23 protein-coding genes are annotated in these 20,112 nt (G+C 48.4%); all 23 read right to left on the bottom strand.

Features of this window, described 5'->3' with window-relative positions; genetic code table 11:
• Positions 1–12: 12 nt before the first annotated feature.
• Entirely contained in the window at positions 13–438 is a 426-nt protein-coding gene (locus BLS62_RS09520; RefSeq protein ID WP_093179846.1) for a flagellar biosynthesis repressor FlbT, read from the bottom strand.
• A gap of 15 nt (positions 439–453) precedes the next feature.
• Positions 454–792 carry a flagellar biosynthesis regulator FlaF gene (flaF, locus tag BLS62_RS09515; protein ID WP_244283571.1) on the bottom strand — a complete coding sequence of 113 codons (339 nt, stop codon included), beginning with the start codon at positions 790–792 and terminating at the stop codon, positions 454–456.
• A 49-nt stretch (positions 793–841) separates the two neighbouring features.
• Complete coding sequence (locus BLS62_RS09510; RefSeq protein WP_208990781.1) at positions 842–1,855, bottom strand: flagellar hook-associated family protein; 1,014 nt, start codon at positions 1,853–1,855, stop codon at positions 842–844.
• Positions 1,856–1,878: 23 nt separating this feature from the next.
• Positions 1,879–3,321, bottom strand: a complete 1,443-nt coding sequence (gene flgK, locus BLS62_RS09505; RefSeq protein ID WP_093179838.1) for a flagellar hook-associated protein FlgK — start codon at positions 3,319–3,321, stop codon at positions 1,879–1,881.
• 11 nt (positions 3,322–3,332) lie between these two features.
• The gene (locus BLS62_RS09500; RefSeq protein WP_093179836.1) at positions 3,333–4,568 is read right to left on the bottom strand and encodes a flagellar hook protein FlgE; all 1,236 of its coding nucleotides are present in this window, start codon (positions 4,566–4,568) and stop codon (positions 3,333–3,335) included.
• Between the two features lie 89 nt (positions 4,569–4,657).
• Positions 4,658–5,185, bottom strand: a complete 528-nt coding sequence (locus BLS62_RS09495) for a transglycosylase SLT domain-containing protein (RefSeq protein ID WP_244283632.1) — start codon at positions 5,183–5,185, stop codon at positions 4,658–4,660.
• Positions 5,186–5,189: 4 nt separating this feature from the next.
• Positions 5,190–6,566 carry a flagellar hook-length control protein FliK gene (locus BLS62_RS09490; RefSeq protein WP_093179832.1) on the bottom strand — a complete coding sequence of 459 codons (1,377 nt, stop codon included), beginning with the start codon at positions 6,564–6,566 and terminating at the stop codon, positions 5,190–5,192.
• Positions 6,563–7,804: a hypothetical protein gene (locus tag BLS62_RS09485; protein ID WP_093179830.1), complete on the bottom strand. Its 1,242-nt coding sequence runs from the start codon at positions 7,802–7,804 to the stop codon at positions 6,563–6,565. The genes BLS62_RS09490 and BLS62_RS09485 overlap by 4 nt, the downstream gene beginning before the upstream one ends.
• On the bottom strand, positions 7,804–9,537 hold the full coding sequence (locus BLS62_RS09480; protein WP_093179827.1) for a flagellar motor protein MotB: 1,734 nt from the start codon (positions 9,535–9,537) through the stop codon (positions 7,804–7,806). The genes BLS62_RS09485 and BLS62_RS09480 overlap by 1 nt, the downstream gene beginning before the upstream one ends.
• 5 nt (positions 9,538–9,542) lie before the next feature.
• On the bottom strand, positions 9,543–10,175 hold the full coding sequence (locus tag BLS62_RS09475; RefSeq protein ID WP_093179825.1) for a FliH/SctL family protein: 633 nt from the start codon (positions 10,173–10,175) through the stop codon (positions 9,543–9,545).
• Positions 10,172–11,869 carry a flagellar basal-body MS-ring/collar protein FliF gene (gene fliF / locus BLS62_RS09470; protein WP_093179822.1) on the bottom strand — a complete coding sequence of 566 codons (1,698 nt, stop codon included), beginning with the start codon at positions 11,867–11,869 and terminating at the stop codon, positions 10,172–10,174. The genes BLS62_RS09475 and fliF overlap by 4 nt, the downstream gene beginning before the upstream one ends.
• A 134-nt stretch (positions 11,870–12,003) precedes the next feature.
• Positions 12,004–12,339 carry a hypothetical protein gene (locus BLS62_RS09465; protein WP_093179820.1) on the bottom strand — a complete coding sequence of 112 codons (336 nt, stop codon included), beginning with the start codon at positions 12,337–12,339 and terminating at the stop codon, positions 12,004–12,006.
• Between the two features lie 196 nt (positions 12,340–12,535).
• Positions 12,536–13,678: a flagellin N-terminal helical domain-containing protein gene (locus BLS62_RS09460; RefSeq protein ID WP_093179817.1), complete on the bottom strand. Its 1,143-nt coding sequence runs from the start codon at positions 13,676–13,678 to the stop codon at positions 12,536–12,538.
• Between the two features lie 193 nt (positions 13,679–13,871).
• Positions 13,872–14,627, bottom strand: a complete 756-nt coding sequence (gene fliP / locus BLS62_RS09455) for a flagellar type III secretion system pore protein FliP (RefSeq protein WP_093179814.1) — start codon at positions 14,625–14,627, stop codon at positions 13,872–13,874.
• The gene (locus tag BLS62_RS09450) at positions 14,627–15,121 is read right to left on the bottom strand and encodes a flagellar basal body-associated FliL family protein (protein ID WP_159436514.1); all 495 of its coding nucleotides are present in this window, start codon (positions 15,119–15,121) and stop codon (positions 14,627–14,629) included. The genes fliP and BLS62_RS09450 overlap by 1 nt, the downstream gene beginning before the upstream one ends.
• A gap of 11 nt (positions 15,122–15,132) precedes the next feature.
• The gene (gene flgH / locus BLS62_RS09445) at positions 15,133–15,843 is read right to left on the bottom strand and encodes a flagellar basal body L-ring protein FlgH (protein ID WP_093179809.1); all 711 of its coding nucleotides are present in this window, start codon (positions 15,841–15,843) and stop codon (positions 15,133–15,135) included.
• Positions 15,840–16,391 carry a MotE family protein gene (locus BLS62_RS09440; protein WP_093179807.1) on the bottom strand — a complete coding sequence of 184 codons (552 nt, stop codon included), beginning with the start codon at positions 16,389–16,391 and terminating at the stop codon, positions 15,840–15,842. Before BLS62_RS09440 ends, flgH begins: the two co-directional genes overlap by 4 nt.
• A gap of 78 nt (positions 16,392–16,469) precedes the next feature.
• Positions 16,470–17,531 carry a flagellar basal body P-ring protein FlgI gene (gene flgI / locus BLS62_RS09435; RefSeq protein ID WP_244283631.1) on the bottom strand — a complete coding sequence of 354 codons (1,062 nt, stop codon included), beginning with the start codon at positions 17,529–17,531 and terminating at the stop codon, positions 16,470–16,472.
• 70 nt (positions 17,532–17,601) lie between these two features.
• Positions 17,602–18,018: a flagellar basal body P-ring formation chaperone FlgA gene (flgA, locus tag BLS62_RS09430; protein WP_208990778.1), complete on the bottom strand. Its 417-nt coding sequence runs from the start codon at positions 18,016–18,018 to the stop codon at positions 17,602–17,604.
• A 75-nt stretch (positions 18,019–18,093) separates the two neighbouring features.
• Positions 18,094–18,882, bottom strand: coding sequence for a flagellar basal-body rod protein FlgG (flgG, locus tag BLS62_RS09425; protein WP_093179803.1), 789 nt, complete (start codon positions 18,880–18,882; stop codon positions 18,094–18,096).
• Between the two features lie 23 nt (positions 18,883–18,905).
• On the bottom strand, positions 18,906–19,253 hold the full coding sequence (locus tag BLS62_RS09420) for a flagellar hook-basal body complex protein FliE (RefSeq protein WP_093179800.1): 348 nt from the start codon (positions 19,251–19,253) through the stop codon (positions 18,906–18,908).
• Positions 19,253–19,672 (bottom strand): flagellar basal body rod protein FlgC, encoded by a 420-nt coding sequence (flgC, locus tag BLS62_RS09415; protein ID WP_093188698.1) that lies wholly within the window; start codon positions 19,670–19,672, stop codon positions 19,253–19,255. The genes BLS62_RS09420 and flgC overlap by 1 nt, the downstream gene beginning before the upstream one ends.
• Positions 19,673–19,677: 5 nt before the next feature.
• Positions 19,678–20,058, bottom strand: a complete 381-nt coding sequence (gene flgB, locus BLS62_RS09410; protein ID WP_093179797.1) for a flagellar basal body rod protein FlgB — start codon at positions 20,056–20,058, stop codon at positions 19,678–19,680.
• Between the last annotated feature and the right edge of the window lie 54 nt (positions 20,059–20,112).

Below are 20,112 nucleotides of genomic sequence, written 5' to 3'. Positions count from 1 at the left end.
CTCAACAATGGATTAAGCAGCAGAAGCGCTGGCAGCTTCGCCCTCACCCATGTTCTGGTTGTCTGACCAGATCGCCAATTCAATTTCGAACAGTTTTTTCAACGCACGGATGGCATCGAAATACCTTCTCTTCTTGATCTTACCTTCAACCTCCTCAAGGCCAGTCAGAATGTCATCATTCTCGACAACCTTGCGGATAGACGCCAACATCAATAGGGCCCGCTGCAAACTATCGAGTTCTGTTTTGGGATCGATAAGCGCTGTTTGAATATAAAAATACAGCTGACGAAGAGGCGTAGTCGTATCCTCTGGCTGCATAACGTAGGCTTCCAAAAGAAAACTCGCGTCATTCAAAAGATTCACAGATGTTTTTTGCTCAAAAGAAAGCACCGCACCATTGATGAAAACTTTTTCACCTGCCTTTAGGTGTAAACGCATCCAATATTCCTCTCGTTAGCCCAAACCATTTCGAACGACTTCGTTGATCTCGATCAGGCCCTGAAAGTCATCTGACTCGCCTGCCCGAACTAGATCAGCTTGTTTCACGCACCAAAGACCAATCGAGATCAAATCTGCCCTAAGCTCCGCTGGTAGTGCATTTTCAGCGTTTCCAAGATCCTCGATCAGTATACTCCAGAGTCTATACACTGACATCAGAGCTTGAGATGCTTCTGGTGAAGCAACACCAGCCTCCTTAGCCGCATTCAACTGAGCAATTACAAGAGAAAATACCTCTCGCTCCTGCCCTCTTCTATCGTAAGAGGAATCCTCAAGCGCTTCTGCGTAGGACATTTGATACAAAACTATCTCCTAGAGTGCTCTAAACACTGTTTGTGAGCACCTACAAGTACTTCATGATGTTTAAGTTTTGGATTTTGGCAGTAATGGCATAGGTCGCCTCCAACTGAGTTTGCGCCAGGCTCAACTCGATTGCAGCACGATTAGGATCAACATTTTCCAGATCGTTAACTCTTAAATTGAGTACGTTTTGCTTTGCCTCAATGTTGGTATTTGTTCGCTCCACATTGGTTTTAATTGCCCCATTCTGGGCTGTTATTGAGATCGTTTGATCAACACCAACACTTAGCTTTTCTATGGCCCTATCCATAATAGCCTCACCAACTTCTTCAGTGAGGGGAAGCTTTCCAAAAACCGCAACCATGCTCAAGCCCTGAGCCAAATTCCGGTATGCATCCTCATTGCTCGATGCAGAGCCGGGAATTGTAACACCGACATCAATCGTTGATGTCATAGTATCATCTGTCGCACCTGACCAATTCGCAGCCCAGTTGGTATCGTCGAACTCAGCAGCAAAAGGACCGTCCAAAAAGGTTTCCCAAGCAGCTACCGAAATTGATGCCGTGAGAGGATCATCTATTACGTGTCCAAATTCTGCAAAAAATGCCGCCTCAATCGCGGCTTCTGGACCGGACTTGAAATCTGAAACTGGTGCACTGCCCGTATCAATTCCGCCAAAGACGTAGACACCGCCCACATTGGAATTCAAACCAGTTACCAGTTTATCCAACTCAGTAAATGCCAGCACCGATGATGTATCTAGTGTTCCATTGTTATCCCGAAGTGTAATCAAGTCAGAACGAAATGAAGAGGCACTGTCAGTAATAAGTGTAAGCGCAGTATTCGTCACGTCTAAACGGGTTATGAGCTGTTTATTTGTGTCCAACTGGCTCTCAAGTTGGGAGTATTCTGACCTGAAAGAAGTCGTTGTTCCAGTTTGAGCACCCAGTGCAAGCCCCATATCGGAGTGCTTACCTGTCGCATTTTCAATGGCGGCTTTGTCAAGTCGGGCGCGTTGTTCGACCAGAAAGTTGGACATGCGCAAAGAACTGGTCATTGAAGACGTCGAATAAACCATCATTACCTCACTGCATTTAGCAGTTCTTTGAACATGCTATCAATGGTTGTCATTAGCCTCGCCGAAGCGGAGTACGCATTTTCAATCGTAAGAAGACGCTGCATTTCGGTGTCGATGTTAACACCGGTCTTACTAGAGAGAGTTTCAGCGTTTGACGTGAATGCAGCCGCGTTTAATGTTGCGGTTTCGGTCGCGACCTTACGTTCTGCACTAAACCAGCTCACCGTATTTGCGGTGAAATCCTTTAGCGTCGAATTAGCATTCACACCAGATGCAGGATCGAAGCCCCGCTCTTTGTTGAGCTCATTAGTATACTTGATCAGCAAATCAGAGTAACCGGCACTGTCGGCAGTATTGAACTTGTAGGTCGCCCCATTAATACCACCATCACGGAGCAACTTAACGTCCCCTCCCTGAGCAGGATCAACGGCAGCATGAACCTTAAGACGACTGACCAAGTCACCGCTACCAGCCGCAAATGTGAACAGACCTTCAGCTGATCCAGTAAGGGGCGTCGGCTCATATTCCATGAAGGCGTCAACAAGCGCTTTGGCGACATCATCCAGCTGCGTTTGCATTGTTACACTGGTGTCATCCCGGATCTTTGCGTAGCCTGCGATTGCACCACCTGAGACAGGAGATGTAGCCCCTGGCCCTGCGACAGCTACACCATCTACGAGAACATTATTACCCACATCTCCAGAAGCCAAAGACAACGAACGGTCAAACGTGACTTCACGCCCTGTTTTCTCAAACAGAGTGACACCGCTATCTGTGTAAATCGCGATACCGTTGTTGTCCTGATCAAGAACGTCAATTCCGATTTCTTCGGAAAGGACCTTCAGCATCTCATCACGCTGATCAAGAAGACCGTTTACGTCACGACCAGCGGCCGTCCCTGATACGATCTTATCATTCACACTCTCCATGTCGGAGAGGATCTTATTGATATTATCAACAGCACGGCCCATTGCCGCGTCCGCTTCCATCCGGGAATTCTTCACGCTCTCAGATGACTGTTTCAGGTTCTCAACCATCGCATTTGCGTTATTGATAACCGATTGTCCAAACACCTGATTTGATGGATCATTACTATAAGCAATGAGGCTCTCATTTAACGTGCCAACCGAAGCAGCGGTACTTGCCCCATACGGCTCCACGCCAGACGGGTTAAGTTGATCCAACATCGCAGCATAGGAGCCAGATGCAATCGCAGCGCTCCCGGTTGCTAACGTTGCCTTGAACGCCGCCTGATTGACCATCCGCGAGGCGTGAGAAACATAAACGACCGTTCCCGTGTCGCTAACGATGTTCCGCACACTGGGTTCCAGCCGCGTATAGGACGGGTTATTAACATTGGCGACATTGCGAGAGGCAATCGCCATTTCGGCGGCGCGCGCCGTAATAGAAGACTGCGCTGTCAGCATTGCGGAAGTTAGAGACATGCTTCGCGCCCTTAACGTAAGTTATTCAGCTCTTGGAGCAATTCGGAACTTGCGTTGAACACTTTCGTGTTTGCGCTGTAGGTGCGCTGCGCCTGAACCATTTCAGTAAGTTCTGCCGCCAGATCGACATTTGAACCCTCAACGGCGCCTGAAAACAGCTCACCAAATCCATTATCACCGGGGAAGCCAACCGCTGGATCGCCAGAAGCGTCTGTTGCAGAATAAATATTGCCGCTTTTCGCTTGCAGTCCATCAGGATTGGAGAAGTTCACAATCTGAATTTGATCGAGAAGTTTTTCCGCGCTGCTGCCATAAACACCGAACACGCGACCATCAGATTCAATGCGCACAGTTTGAATGGTTGAAGGCTTATAACCATCCACGTCAACTTTATTTACGCTGAATTTGTCACCAGCAGTAACCGTTTTACTGAGGTCGAGTGTAAGTGTTTCACCATTCGGAACCGTCAGTTGAAAGTCAGTTGGTGATGTTGGATCTAGCTTACCTTCGCCTGTAAACTTCAAGTCCAAACCAGTTAAGGGATCGCTGACATTTACGCCATTGTCATCAACAGCCTGAACTTTCCAAGTAGAGTCAGTAACCTTACCCGCCGCATCTACATTTTGATCAATTTTCGTATACACAACGTTGACTTTGACGGCATTACCATTCTGATCGTATGTGCTGATAGAGGTTTTGAAGTCAAAGTTTGAGGGCAAGCCTGGAGCAGGAACAACAGGTATCACACCAACGGCTGAAGCCGGAGGACGCTTAGCGGTACTCGACGGGAGATTCACACCCAGCTCGCCTTGTGTACTAGCCTGCCAAACGGGTGTATTCAAATCGACGCTGACGGGCGTACCACCAGCCGACAGCAATTTGTAGCCACCTGAGTTAACCATCTGGCCGTTCTTGTCGAGAACAAAATCACCGGCGCGCGTGTAAAAAGTTCCGCCCTGCTGATCTTGCACCTGGAAGAAACCATTCCCGTTGATAGCCAGATCTGTTCCACGTGCCGTGAAGTTAAAGGCGCCTTGTTGGCGTACACTTTGAACGACGGTTGTATTTACAATCCCAGATTCATGACCAGCGCCGCCACCAGCACCTACCAAGGAAGAAAATGCTGTTTTATAGCGCTTGTAGCCCACGGTATTTGCGTTAGAGATATTGTCAGCAACAGTTGACAGCTTGTTCGACTGCGCGTTCATACCTGACACGCTGGTATTCATAATTCCGTAGAGGCCCATAGTCTGCTCCTGGCTACAACAAATGCAAAATTAACTGATGCTACTTAAGCTTGTTAATCTTGTCTGAGCCTGACCCGAAACCTATTGAATTATTTGCAAAATTTTAATGAATTAGGCGTCCAACGCCCATAGCCTGACGCCACGATGTTTCGTATGACGCGGCATACGTATCGCTTTTGAGCCGGATTATTATTTGGCCCGGCATGGTATCTTGCAACCGCCATGGTCCAGGTTTTTTCGCGTTGCTTTAGCTCGGATAAAAATCGTGCCGCGTAGTCAACGTTTTGCGAGGGATCTAACATTGCCTTTAAACTCGAAAACTTACTGAGGTGATAGTAGATATTGATCTGCATACACCCCACATCGATAAGCTTTACGCCTCGGTTGCGCGAGCGCTTGATGACAGCAAGAGCCTCTGTTGCGGAGCTCGCAAAATAAGATTTTCCCGCGATGTTTAGGGCATATGGATGCAGCGAATTTTTCCGGCCCGTTTCAGTCAGGCCAACGGCATAAAGTATCCCAAGCGGCACATCGTATTTTTGCGCCGCCTGCTGCATTTGTCGCTCACATAACCGAATTGCAGTTTTTGTCCCCGCAGCATTGGCGGAGACGCTCATCAGACTACAGATAGATGCCGTCACGAAGATCTTTGGTATCAGCTTCACCTTGACCTGCCCCAGCATGCTCTGTTTGTGAATTTTCTTCCCAAGGATTGCCAGAGGACCCTTCACCAGCCTCACCATCAGACCCACCGCTTTTAGTAAAACGTTCCTGATTCTGACCCGGCTGACGCATCTGATCGGACACCTCTTCCTTAAAGGTAATCGATATGTTGCTGGCCTCTGTGCGATAGCCTGCATCTTGCAGGACACGAGCTAATGCCTGTCGATCACCCTTCAACATTTCAGCGGCTTCCGGAGTGCTGGTGACCAGTGATATTTCCAGCTCTCCGCCACGTATTTGAATGTTCGCCCTCACAACACCCAAATTGTCCGGGCGAAGTTGAATTTCAAGAGATTTGATTGGCTTTGCATTTTGCTGGTGAGCAATTTGTGCAGAAATATCCTGCGCGGCATCAGCTCGGGCGGTTGCACTACTTACCTGCTTGCTCAAAGCACTGGCTACTTGCAGCGCTGGTCGCCCCACTTCCGTGGCAGGCGGCAAATGCGTTTCTACACTCACGACCTTAACTTCCCCTCCAGTTTGCGCCGGAGACCCACTCTGACCAGAAGCTGCATCAGGCTTGGCTTGCAACATTCCCGACTTCATCTGAGTGTCAGCGAGCCTATTGTTAGCATCCGCCTTCGTCTTGGGAAGGTTCACTGCCTCAACGGTTTCAACAGATGCTGTTGCTTGGCCAGCCTTTAACTCACTTAGGCTTATTCCAGCTTGTTTTTGAGTGTTCGCATCACTTTGAGGATTCGTCAGCTTAGTACCCAATCCATTGAGTACCTGCGCCATCTTCCCATCTACCACCGTCAGGACAGGGTTTGCGGCATTGACCACACCAGCCAAAGCACTCATTTTTTGAGAAAGTTGCGCAGTACCAATAGACGTTCCGCTGATGACTTGCTGCATTTTCAGCTTAGCATACAACCCCTCTTCCTCGACTTGTAGGGTGATCGGCCCCTCATCTAGAGCAAGATCGTTTTCTGCATCCAGAACCTTTGCACTATCTTCAGAAGTTGCTGTATCAGGATCAGTCTTATTAGCATCCGCAGCTGTCTGGGTAGACGATGCTTGCCTTATAAGATCTTTGAGTGCCTTCGTATTGTCGGAAGGCTCCTTAATCCCATCAGCATTACCCTCATCAGATTGTGGTTTTTCTTTATCCTCGGCACCTTTTTTAACCGGGTCGGGCGTTTTGTTTTGTCCCTGAACCTTATCAATTACTTTCTCAAAACCGCTGTCTCGTTCATTGACATCGGCTTCTTTGCGCGCATCCGTACGCGCATTGGCCGCTGCGCTGCGATCAATATTAGGAAGAGCTGTATTCATTCGAACTCGGCCTCTTTCAATGCATCATTTGCGTCATTCAATGCGTTTTCAAATGGAACCAGGACATCAGGATTTTGGAGTCTCTCCTTCAATCCCATATGCGGGACATAAGGAACAAATTCTGATGCAAGATCTGTATCTGGCTGTGGCCATTCCCGAACTGTATTGGCCGTCGCAATGGCTGCTGTCTGGAGCAGTTGATTTTCCGAACTCAAGTCAGAAGACTTGACGGCGACCAGTCCTTTGATCGCCTCTTCCCATCCCTCGCTTGAGGCTTTTGCAGCTGACAGGAATAAGTTGGCTTTGTTGGCTTGCGTTGAATCTTGTGCACCCAGTTCCAACAAGGCTTCGCTCCCCTTAACAGCAAAGGCTGTATTACCGGAAATCAAGGCAGCCTTTGCCAAACGCAGAAGTAAGATTCGCTGGGATTTGTCATCAAACTCGGAGATAAGCTGGAATACGCGATCCCATTCATCTTCTTTTTTCAGGTAGTTAGAGCCACTGATTACGTCCGCAACAGTATCACGAAATTCTGAAGCAAAAACAGAGGCGCTGTATTGAAATAGATAACGGCGAGACAAACGTTCAAACTTCGTCGTATCCGCCAGCTCAGCAACCATAGGAGCCTGCCGGCGGAGTGCACTTTCTTCAACCAGAGTACCGGGCATCATCAAACGTGCCAAATCGAAGTAACGCTGCGCTGCGGTCGGGTCCTCATTTGAAATCAAGATGGCTTGAGCCAGAGCGACCTGACCTGCGATCGCAACCGGTAACGTAAGCGCGTCAACCTTGATCAGTAGGCTCTTAGCCATCTTCCGGTTGCCTTGGGAATATGCCATCGCCCCTGCGAACAGGTTCGGATCTGCATTAAACTCAACACCTTGAACCGCTAATTCTTGAAATATGGACCCGGCGCCCCCACTCAACATAAAGGCAATAGCGGCGCGTGCATGTTTCTTCTGCTTCCAGATTTCCCGGTCCAAGCGAAGAAAACGCCTGCCAATGACGATCAATGAAGGTTGGAGAAGATTGTAGGCTTCAAGGTTACCCTTGATGATCTCATCTTGAAGAATTTGCAGTTCCAGCACCATGAGGTCAGGATCAGCTGTGGAGACCATTTGTGCCTGTACAGGCTGAACTCCACAGTCATTTGTTACAACACCCAACACCAAAGCCGTTGCCAATGCAGTTGCTCTGATACGCGACCCTCTTGACTTCTTTTTGATGCACGCTCCCATTAGGGTTGTTCCTTCAGGAGCATAATTTCGATGCGCCTATTTTGAGGTGCAAACGACTTCTCGCTATTTTTAAGACGGCGGTCTGCATACCCTTCGATGCCAACAATGCGTTTCTCGTCTAATCCACCACGCACAAGCATGTAGTATGCCATATGAGCTCTGGCAGTCGACAAACGCCAGTTGTCGTTCTTTTTGGATTTGAAGGGACGTGCGTCGGTGTGTCCACGGATTACGATCTCACCTTTTTCCTTTTCAAGAGCGGTCGCTATTTTCTCCATCGCTTTAACAACAGCCGGATGAGGTTCAGAAGAGCCAACAGCAAACATCCCGAAATCATCATTGTCCATAATTTGGATGAGAACACCTTCCTGCGAATGGGTAAACTCGATGCTTGCGCCGGTCTTCACGCCCTCAAGAGCCTCGCCTACGGCATTTGCCAAGGATATAAGCTGCTTGTCATCGCCGTCTTCCTCACCTTCACCAGCCTTCTTCTGCTCAGGCAACCCAGCAGGTTTTGCTGCAGGGACCATTGGGGCAGTCCTGGCTTCATTATGGATAACTTCAACCGTCTTCTTTGCATCTTCGAACTGGTTTTCTGAGATCACCTTGGTCGACGTAACTTCAATGATTTTGGGCTCTGCGACCTGCTTTGCATCCTGCGCTTCTTCAAGGCCATTATCATTTTCTGGCACATTTGCGGATGCTTTAACTTCAGCGAACATCAATCTGGTCATAACAGCGTCGTCACCCGATACTTCTGCTTGAGCCATGGCAAGCTGCTTTAGAATTTCCCCCTCAGCATACTGCTCACCTTCACTGTCCTTGGCATTTCCAACAACAAGAACTGAGTTTTCACTTTTGCTTTCGCCAGAAATAGCAGGGAGAACTTTACCACCCCGAGCGAGCTCGGACGCTTCCTCAAGGAGCATAATTTGCTCCTTGGTCAATTCATTGGCTGCAATTCCCTCTTCCTTCTCAACAAGGATTGGAATTTGAGCAAGGAGAGGTGCATTTCCTGGCAACTCATCTTTTTGCCAGCCAGCTGGATCAAAAGGATCCCTGAAACTTGTCCCATCAGCAAGCCCCTGACCATTAGGGTCGCGATTTGGGAGAGCGAACAAGACTGGCATCTTCGCCATTTCAAGACTACCTAATCCACCCGTTCCCGGTGAGCCATCGGTTTCAATGGACGCCTCAGCTTCTGAAGCCAATGCTGCCAGAATTGCGTATGGATTATCAAAGAGCTGCGCCTCAGTATAACGAGCAGCACGCTCTAAATCTCGGGAGGTAATAGACGTTGGTTTAGCACCATTTTTGTCAGCATTGGCGCCTGCAAACTCGGAATTTTCTCCGGTTTCACGATCAGAAACTGGTTCTGGTTTATCAATACCGCCGCCTGAGGTCGGGCCTTTCTTCTCAGTCCCGCCAGCCCCTATTGGCTTACCCTGATCTACACCCTCATCGCTATCAGTTGGCATTGCCGTCTCATCTGGATCACGAATACCCTTTGGGTTCGTCGTCGCATCCACAAGCTTGATAGGATTGAAGTAACTGGCGATGCCTTCTTGCGATGATTGGTCGGAGGCATTCACCAACCACATCAGTAGGAAAAACGCCATCATCGCGGTTGAAAAATCCGCGTATGCAATCTTCCACACGCCAGTTTTGTGTGCTGTATCCATGTCGTCGTTACGCCGACGAATAATGATCAGTTCTTGTGGTTCCAACGCCATGGCTGTTACTCTCCTAGCGTATTACGAAGTTCCTCGCACCATTCCGTCAAACCAGTTGAAATCCTCATAGCGGATACTTTCAACTCAAGATCAGTGCTGGAGTTTTGAGAAAACTTGATAGTGTTTGAAAGATCTCCGGTTTTAGTGCCAAACAAATCAAAAAGTTGTTGGGAACCAGATACCTCGACAATTGCCTCGGGGGACTCAGAGAGTTGTCGTCTCAACACTTGCACCAAGGAAGAAACGGCGGCTTCTCGCGCACGCTCCTCGATGAAGGGAATAAGAATCTCGGCAACGGTGAGAGAAAGACGGCTTTCAATCGTAACCAGGGATTGCTGAAACGCCTGTTCCAACTTCTCACCTTCTCCCCTTTTGAAGACGGCCTCCCTTTCAGACAACTCAACCTCAAGCTCTTCACGCATCTTCTTGATGCGGTCCTCTGCCCCAGTTTTTGCTGCTTCTTCACCTTCGGCAAAGCCGTTTTCATAGGCTTCAAATACACGACCGACCCAATCACCACCCTCACCATAACCCTTTGGCAGCATGGAGATAACTTCCTGCATGTCCTGCAGATCTCGCGTGGTTACGCCGGTATCGGTGGTGAAGTCAGTCAGGCAATCGGTTATGCCGCGTGTCATACGGCACGCTCCTGATTGTACATCCACTGCTTCAGAATGATTGCAGCCTGCATGTCATCCATCTCTACAGCGCGCTCCAACTTGCGGAGATTGTTCCGGTTTATAATGGTCGTATCGAATTCATCATCGCCACCACGGCCACCCTCACCTTTAGAGTAATCAGGCAGTTCACCGTTTTCCCCTACCACATCGCCATCATAGATCGCCGAGGACCCATCGGAGTTCGCGCCTGCGGGAAGACCATCAACAGTCTCCTCACTTTTAGGTATTAGGAACGCCACAGCTGGACGCAGACCAAACCAAATAATCATGAGGGTTACGATGAGGATTGCACCAGCATTCACAACCGAGCCCATATTGCGGATCAAGACGTCTTGCCAAGTCCGTTCAGGGATTGCTGCAAGCTGATCACCAGCGAGAAGGAAGTTTACCGCAGATACGGAGACCTTATCACCACGCTCAATATCCACACCGGCTGCGGTCACAATTATCTCTTCAAGTTCCGCAACTTTTTCCTGTAGATTGACCTCTTGTCCATCGACAATAGCATCCCCTTTTTGGCCTTCAGCGCGTCTGGAAAGCTCATCAATAAGGCGATCACGATTTACGAGAACAGCAATGCTCATGCGTTGAATACGATAATCATCAAAGATGGTTTCAACAGTCCGGGACGAAATCTCGTAGTTGGTCAGCTCTTCACGACGTTCATTTTCCTCAGAGGAGCGCTCACCGCCTTGTGAAGATACCGCTTCTTCAGGAAGATTTTGCTCAACAGTCGTCGGATTTTCAAGACTTGCATTTTGAGAGGTTTCACTCTGACGGACCACCCTGAACGACCGCTCAACACGCGTTTCCGGATCGTAAGTGGTTTCCGAAACACGTTGATTGTCCATATTCACGGCTGTAGATACACTCACCTCAAAGTTACTCACTCCAAGGTACGGCGCTAACGCTCTGCGAATTGCACTCTCTGTGCGATTGGAAAGGTCTTTTTCCAAGACAGCCTTACGGCCAGTGGACGCGCTTTGCCCATCCTCCCCTGCCGCAAGCAGTTGCCCTTCCGTATCCAACACAGTCACGGATTCAACTGTAAGACCTGGAACGGCAGCGGCAACAAGGTAACGAATAGCCTGAGCAACCGAGTTCGTCTGAACACCTTCAGCCCTAATCAACACGGATGCTGTTGGTTTTTGATTTTCACGGCGGAAAGTCGCTTTTTCTGGTAGAACCAGATGAACGCGAGCTGCCTTAACGCCTTGCATACTTTGAATAGAGCGGGCAATTTCACCCTCTAGCGCACGAATTTTGGTCACGTTCTGCATGAAGGATGTGAGCCCAAGCGAGCCCATCTCATCAAACAGCTCATAACCAGCGCCAGAACCGCGTGGCAACCCCTTCTCCGCCAAGAGCATACGCGCACGAGCTGTTGCCCCTACTCCGACAGAAATAGCTTTGCCATCAGCACTCACGTCAAACGGAACACCACTGGCTTGCAATGCCATCCCAATCTGAGTGACGTCATCTCTCTCAAGATTTGCGTAGAGGGTTTCTTGCTCAGGGCGAGACAGCATATAAGCCGCCGCCCCAATGGCACCAAACGTAAAGATGCCAATAAATGCGAGCACCAACAGGCGCTTTACGCCCAGCTCAGCCAGATTACCATAAATTTTTTCAGCGTTTTCGCGAACTGCCATTGCGACCTCTGCTGGTGTGTCAATGGCGTCACTCTGGCTTTTCAACCTTGTGCGAACGTGATGTGAATATCTATTAGATGAAAATCCGCGTTTTCTCAGTTAATTAGAGACAGCTTCGCTAACATCCTCATAAATTAGAGGAATACTTCAGCATGCGTAATACGCTGAATGGACGGCAGCCCATTAAGAGACACCCCTCCCGCCTGACTTTGGAGACGCTTACTGGCCCGCTCCGCAATTGATGTAATGGACACAAGCGTAGGAGACTGACAGTCAGACCGCCGTAGATATCTTCCTTGCTCACACAGCACACCTTTCACCAATTCAAGGGCCAAGCCCCCAAACCGTTCATTCGCCCCTAAAGCAAACGTCAGAGCTTCAAGGCTTTTACCGGAGCACAATGGCAATTGTTCTGAGTGAATATTTTCAGTTTCGGCCTGAGCTGAAAAATTAATTTGCATATCCAACATAAAACACCGCCTCACTCACAACATTCCAGCAAATAGCTGGACCAACTCAAGCTGCTTCGAGAGCAAATATATTATCTTGAACTTGCCTAAACCTGACTTAATACAATTTTATCTAAAATTTTATGCGATTAACAAAGAAAAGCCCCAGCAATCTGCTGGGGCTTTAAAATCTCTAGAGTTCTCAGAGCTTTCCGGCTTAACGGAAGAGGCTGAGAATGTTCTGAGAGGAGGAGTTCGCAATAGACAGAGCCTGAATACCAAGCTGCTGCTGTGTCTGAAGAGCTTTCAAACGTGTGGACTCTTCGTTCATGTCAGCATCAACCAACTGGCCTACACCACGATCGATCGCATCACCAAGTTCGGATACGAACTGGGTCTGCATCTCGATACGGGATTTAGCGGAACCCAGGCTAGTCGCAGCATCTGTGATTGATTGAAGCTGTGTGTCAACTGCATCAATAACAGCACTAAGAACCGCGAGATCACCCACGGAATCTGTCAAGTCAGTAATGTCAAAGTCGAGAATGCTAGTGCCGCCCAAGCGGGTAGTATCGGCTGCCACTGTCGCAACAAACGGGTCTGCCTCAAGCATCGCCGCGATGACTTTATCTTCAAAAGTGGTACCACCCGTGTAGGTAGCAGCAACTCCGACCACTCCGACCACTGCTGCAATACCATCGGTACCACCAGGAGTAGTAGGTGGAACAACAGCAACAGCAGTAACAGGAACAACACCAGCAATAAACGTACCAGTAACACCACCAGCAGTCATATCCTTATCAAGGATACCTTCATTGGTAGGATCAGTATCAACCAGAGTAATATCTGTGGTATCGATCTGGATTTTATCCAGCTTTACGTTACCAGCACTATCACGCGTAAAAGAGCCAACAACTTCTTTGGTCGCATTGAAGTTTGCTGCGTTACTATCCTGCTGAAGCCAGTTTTCACCGTTAAAAGTTGCAGAACCTGCAATTGTCTGCAACTGCTTTTGAAGCGCAGAAATATCCTTCTGGACTTTATCGCGATCAACACCAGGTTCGGACGCAGTTACGAGTTTTGCTTTGATCTCATCAACAACATCAACTGCTTTATCCATTGCAGTAAAGGCAACATCAACAGTCGCAGCACCAAGACCAAGCGCATCTTCAACAGCGCTCAGTGCTTTGTTATCTGATTTCATGGTTGTTGCAATGGACCAGTACGCAGCATTGTCTGACGCATCATTCACGCGCATACCTGTAGAAATGCGGTTCTGAGTTGTCGCCATGCTGTCGTTGATGCCCTTCAGAGTCTGAAGAGCAACCATTGCGGAGGTATTCGTCAAAAGAGAAGACATAATTATTGTCCCTAAATAAGAAAAACTGGGACATTCCGGATTATAAATTCCCGGAGCTACAGAGTTGCATCATGCACTTTGAATAGTCAAAGACTGTAACAGGATTAAAGATTGCCTCATCAAACTTGCGTAAAACTGACTCTGTTGCTTAGACAAGAAAAAAGCCCCGGATTGGGGCTTTCTTTGGTTAAGGCTAAGTAAAGGATCGTATCAGACCACCAGTTAGTAAATACCACCCATCTATCAGAACAAAGAAAAGCACTTTGAAGGGCAGAGAAATAACCGTTGGAGGAAGCATCATCATCCCCATCGACATAGTGAGCGTCGCAACGATCATATCAATGACGACAAATGGCAGGGCGATGAGAAAACCAATCTCAAATCCGCGCCTCAACTCCGATATCAAGAAGGCGGGGATCAGCACTCTGAGATCCAGCTCCTCGATCGGCGCATCCTTTTTGTAGTCAAATGCACTCACAGCCAGATCATCAAACAAGACCAGATCTTTTTCACGAACATTATCGAGCATGAAACTGCGAAACGGTTTTGTCATTTCCTTATAAGCAACCTCCTCCGTGATCTGCTCTTTGATCAAGGGCTGCAAACCATTTTTCCACGCTTGGTCAAATGTTGGTGCCATCACGTAAAACGTCATGAATAGCGCAAGCGAGATAAGGATAATGTTTGCAGGTGTCGTTTGCAGACCAATACCAGAGCGTAGGAAAGAAAGTGCGACGACAAACCGAGTAAAGCTGGTCACCATGATGAGGATTCCCGGCGCCAAAGACAGCACCGTCAAAACCATCACATATTGGATTATGCGGCCACTTGCAGAGGCTTGACCAGCTGGCAAAAGGTCACTCAAATTTATATCCTGCGCTGAAGCTGGTGACACCAATAACAACGCAAATAAACTCATAAAACCCGTAAAAAACGCAAGACAACGCATTATTGTATGACCACAGATTCGAGGACTAATTCTCGTAGGATTTCCCCACCCCGCATCTTAGCGCGCTCATTAAGATCGTCGCGCAGACGCAACAGCCCGCGAGTGCCTTCTAACTGACGTGGACCTAAGGTTCTGGCATAGAGTAACAAGTCTTGCTCAACTTGCTTAATCAGCAAAGAGTTATCTTGTCCCTCGACATCGCTTTTCTTCAATACAACAGATGCCTCGATACGGATCCAGTTACTTGAAGAGGAAAGCAAGTTCGTTACAATCGGCTTCAGAGCAACGATCTGATTACCTTTTGTGTACTCCGGATTAATGAGAGCACCACTTGTCGTCTTCTGATCGTCCAGATATTTACTATGAACCGTATCTACCAAGGCAGACCCCATCGCCATTCCACCGACACCGGCGCAGGCAGTCACAATAAGTCCGGCGAAGATAATTCCCTTCCAGGAATTTTCGGAGACATTTTGCCGCGATTGAAGAGCCATGGTCTCCTCCTTCATAATGGACTAATGATATCAAGAAGTTGCTGACCGACACTTGGTTGCTGCATCTCTGTCACGCGACCCCGTCCACCATAAGACACACGCGCTTCAGCGATTTTGTCGTAGGGTATAGTATTCCGACCAGTGATATCTTCAGGTCTGACAATTCCAGCAACAGAGAGAACGCGAATTTCATAGTTTACACGCACTTCCTGTTGCCCTGAGATAATCAGATTACCATTTGCAAGAACTTTGGTTACAACTGCAGCAATTGATAGATCGATTTCTTCGCTACGATCAATCGCACCTTCGCCTTTACTGCTGGTTGCTCCGGAACCGGTAAAACTTGCACCCGCTTCCCCTGCATCAACATCAGCCCAGGAAAAGGCTCCTTTTAAACCGGTAGAACGTTCAGATTTCCGCTTTCGCTCACTAGAGTTATCCAGTTTGGCTTTGTCGTTGATTTTAATCGCAACTGTCAGAACATCACCAATCTGTTTTGCTCTGGGATCGCGGAAGAAGTCCTGTTCCCCATCAGTCCAAAGACCGTGATAAGCACGATTGGCCCGCCCACCGGTTTTTGACGGCGTCGCAGGCAAACTTGAAACATTTGGCTGAAGCCCTTGCCCAAGCGGTGTCAACTGTGGCTCTTGTCCAATATTCTTCATGGCATTGCAGCCGGCGAGTGAAATAGCGGCAAGGAAACAAATAAGAACGCGCTTCACTGTGACACTCCCAAATTCTTAGTATTCGCTTTTCGGGTTGTAAATTCTGCCATCAAATCCGTGAGATAGGCCGCACGCTCTGCTTCAAGCTCGGCAAGCACAGAACTTGCTTTTCGAGCTTTCATTTGCAGGAGAATTGAGATTGCAGTCTCATCATCAAGCGCTGTGAGCTGGAGAGCGGCTGCATCGGGGCGCATATTCGCATAAATATCAACCACATGCCCCTCGGCACGTCGCAAAATATCATCGCGCCGCTTCACCCAGCTCCGCAATTCAGAAATTTTCACATCCAGCTCTGCGATTTTCGCTTTCATCTGTTGTTCAACATCAAACAAAGCTCTCATCTGCCAAGCGATACGCGCTTCTTTGGCCTGATCGGCCACGGCTTCGCAGTAATTCTTAGCTTGCTCGATAGCAGTGGTGAGGTCCTCCACTTCCGGCTCTGCATCCTGTGCCTGCGCAGTAGCAAGCAACATACAAAAGCCGACAGAGGCCACTGCGCACATAAGAGGAGAAAATTTCTTCGTAGAGAGCATAAGGACGGGCATTACAACTCAGTTCCAATAGGTTTAGCGGTACATTGACGCCACAAGCTTGCCCGTGGCTTGTCCATTGAGGGAACAGTTCTACTTGACCACCAAAGTTGCCTGAAGAGCACCTGCCTGCTTAATCGCCTGCAAAATCGCAATAATTCCGCTCGGTTTGAGACCAATCCGATTCAACCCTCTGACGAGCGTTTGCAAATCGGTGCCTCCAATAAGCTGAAGCTGACCGTCTTCCTGCACAACATCGACGTCAGTCCGAGGCACAACCGTTGTTTCACCTTGCTGAGAAAAAGGAGACGGCTGAGAAACTTCGGGACGCTCAGAAACACGGACTGTCAGATTTCCATGTGTAACAGCAACAGTCGAAATGCGCACATTCTGGCCAATCACGACGGTTCCGGTTCTCTCGTCCACCACCACTCTTGCTGGGCTATCTGGCTGAACCATCAAACCTTCAATCTGGGAGATGAACCGAACAGAACTAATACCTGCGGGGCGCTGAACCTGAACAGATCGATAATCGAGCTCACTGGCGAGCTTTAAGCCGTATCGGTTTAAAGAAAATGCATTGATAGCATCTGTCATTCGTACCGCAGTTTTGAAATCTGGATTTTTAAGCTCCAGCACCAACTGCGGCAAAGATGAGAAATAGTCTGGGAGCGTTTTTTCAATCAATGCACCATTTGGGACATAACCAGAGGTTGGAACACCTTGCGTTACACTCGCGGCATCACCTTCTGCACTAAAACCAGATACCGAAACAGATCCCTGTCCAACTGCGTAGACATTTCCGTCCGCACCCATCAGAGGCGTTACCAGCAGAGTTCCGCCCTGGAGGGATTTAGCATCCCCAAGAGACCCAACGGACATATCAATCCGTGCACCATTTCCAATAAAGGGTGGCAGCTCAGCCGTAACGACAACGGCAGCAACATTGCGGGAACTAAGACGAGATTCTCTAACATTCACTCCCATACGCTCCAACATGGATTGTAAGGATTGCTCAGTGAATGGAGAGTTTCGCATAGTATCGCCGGTTCCATTCAACCCGATGACAATACCATAGCCAACCAGCTGATTGGAACGCATTCCGCGTAGATCAGCTATATCTTTAATGCGAACGAGAGCCGATGCGCTTTCCAGAGTTACAAATACCGCAAGAAAGACAAAACATAAAACTTTCAGAGAATGACCTACAGAGCAACGCACGATATTAATCCCCTTCAGCAAGCAAAGAGCCATCTACCTGCACCTTGCCCAAAACACTTAAACCGGTATCAGGGTTACGCGCCCTGATGTTTGCGCCGGCAGATCCAGATTCTTGAGCTTCTACAATGACGCGAATTTCCAACCCGTTTTCCCTAAAAACCAATAGGACAGACGATCCACGCTTAATAACAATCGGATCCTGCACTGCATTGTTAGGAATGAGCTTTCCGGGAAATAGGGTTCGGCGCGCTTCCAAGCCAATAACGTCCTCAATACGCTTGACGACTGACAACTGGGCGACCGACCTTTTAAAAAACCCATTCTGTCGAAGCATTCCAGCTTCAATTTTGTCGCCCGGATAAATCATCATGGCCGGCACGGGAAGCTTAACAACTTCCCGTCCACCTGCAGCTAAAGCCAAGTTTGAAACCAAAGGCATACAGCATACAAAAAATAATATTCGAAAAATCGGCTTTGAAGCACTCATATATGCGCCCTAGCGAATGCCCTTGGAAACAGTTCCGGCCATATCATCAGCCGCCTGAATCACCTTGGAATTCATCTCATACCCACGTTGAGCGCTGATCAAGCTAGTAATTTCCTTAACTGGATCAACGTTGGCACCTTCAAGGTACCCCTGATGGATAACACCAAGAGACCCCTCGCCTGCGATGCCGGTATTTGGCGCGCCTGAGGCAATGGTTTCGCGGAACAAATTACCACCAAGAGCCTTCAAACCAGCATCGTTCACAAAACTATTCAGGTTAAGCTGACCAATGCTCGTGGCTGGATTACCATCTGCATAAGTTGCAAATACCTCGCCGCTTTCATTGATACTAATCTTCACAGCTTCGACAGGCACCGAAATACCCGGTTGAACCTCATAGCCATCCAGCGTAACCAGCGAACCTTCACCATTTACGTTAAATGCGCCAGCACGTGTGTAAAGCGCCTCGCCATCTGGTCCGTTAATTTCAAACCAGCCCTGGCCATCAATAGCGAGATCAAACGCATTGTTGGTTTGCTGTAAAGCCCCTTGGACATTCAGCTTACGAACAGCGGCAGTCTTAACACCAAGCCCTTGCTGAATGCCCTCCGGCACAGAAGCTTCTCCACCTCGATTTGAAACCCCTGCAACACGATCTGTCTGATAAAGCAAATCAGAAAACTCAGCGCGGGAAGCCTTAAAGGCAGTGGTATTCATATTCGCGATGTTATTGGCGATAACTTCGAGATTTTTTTGCTGAGCCGACATACCCGTCGCCGCAATTGCAAGAGCTTTCATGGGAGATACTTTCCTTCAAACACTTAAATGCTCATGCGAGCGAATTCTTGATAGGCTTCGACGACCTTGTCACGCACTGCAACTGCACTTTTCAAGGAAAGCTCAGCCTTCATTACAGCCTCAACGACTTTTTGTGCAGAAACATCGCCGCGAACTGCTGCGACCGATGTCGCTTCTGCCGTTCTTAAATCACCGGCAGTTTCACGCACGACATTGGCCATGGTATCAGCAAAACTACCTTGAGTTTCCTGCACACCTTGCGCACCACCAACCAAGTACTGGCGAGTACGAGAGGTGGAGGAGACATCATTTACACCACTGGTAAACGTAGATACACGAGACACTGAACCCAGCGCTGAAAAATCCACCATTACCGGCTCCTCAACATATCGATTGTACGAGTAATCATTTCTCGAGATTTCACCATCATTTGGAGCCCAGCCTCATAAGAACGAGAGGCTTCTCGCATATCTGCAAGCTCAATAAGCGTATTCACGTTCGGGTATTTCACGTTGCCGTTTTCGTCTGCGGCAGGATGCGACGGATCAAACTCAATCCGATAATCACCCTTGTCTGCGCCAATGTTTTTGACAGAGACAATATTCGCGTCCAACGCACGATCCACTTCACTTTGAAAGGTAATCGTTTTGCGCTGATATGGAGCAGCACCCGGTGTATCACCTGTAGACTGAACGTTTGCCAAGTTCTCGGAAACAACGCGCATACGTTGAGATTGAACTCTTAAACCGGAAGAGGAAATTCGCAACGACGCTGTAAGCGGATCAATCATACTCATCATCTCCCGAGACTAGACTTCATCATGCTATAGAAAGAACCGACAAGCTGTGTATTAAGGGAGTGCTGCCGGGTGACCTCCCCCGCTTTAATGAGCTCCTGCTCAAGCGACACCGAATTATCTGAAACGGTCACTTGCCAAGCTTCACTATCATCAACACGGACCTGACGAGAATTAGACCCGGTTTCACTAATATGACCAGATTGCGTTGCAGCCATTTGCATACTGGTTTTGTCAAGAACATCCTTAAATGGCTCAACATCCTTGCTAGCAAAACCTGGTGTATCTACATTCGCGATATTTTCGGAAATGGTTGACTGACGAACGGACAACCAAGAATTTTGTCGCGAGGCCAAACTGAAAAGATATACAGGCTCCAAAAATTCCACTCCACCACAAAAATTTGCAGTAGTTTCCTAACAGCCAAATCTTGT

The sequence above is a fragment of the Pseudovibrio sp. Tun.PSC04-5.I4 genome, assembly GCF_900104145.1.
Taxonomy (GTDB): Bacteria; Pseudomonadota; Alphaproteobacteria; order Rhizobiales; family Stappiaceae; genus Pseudovibrio.
This window is presented reverse-complemented; position numbering and strand designations above follow the sequence as displayed.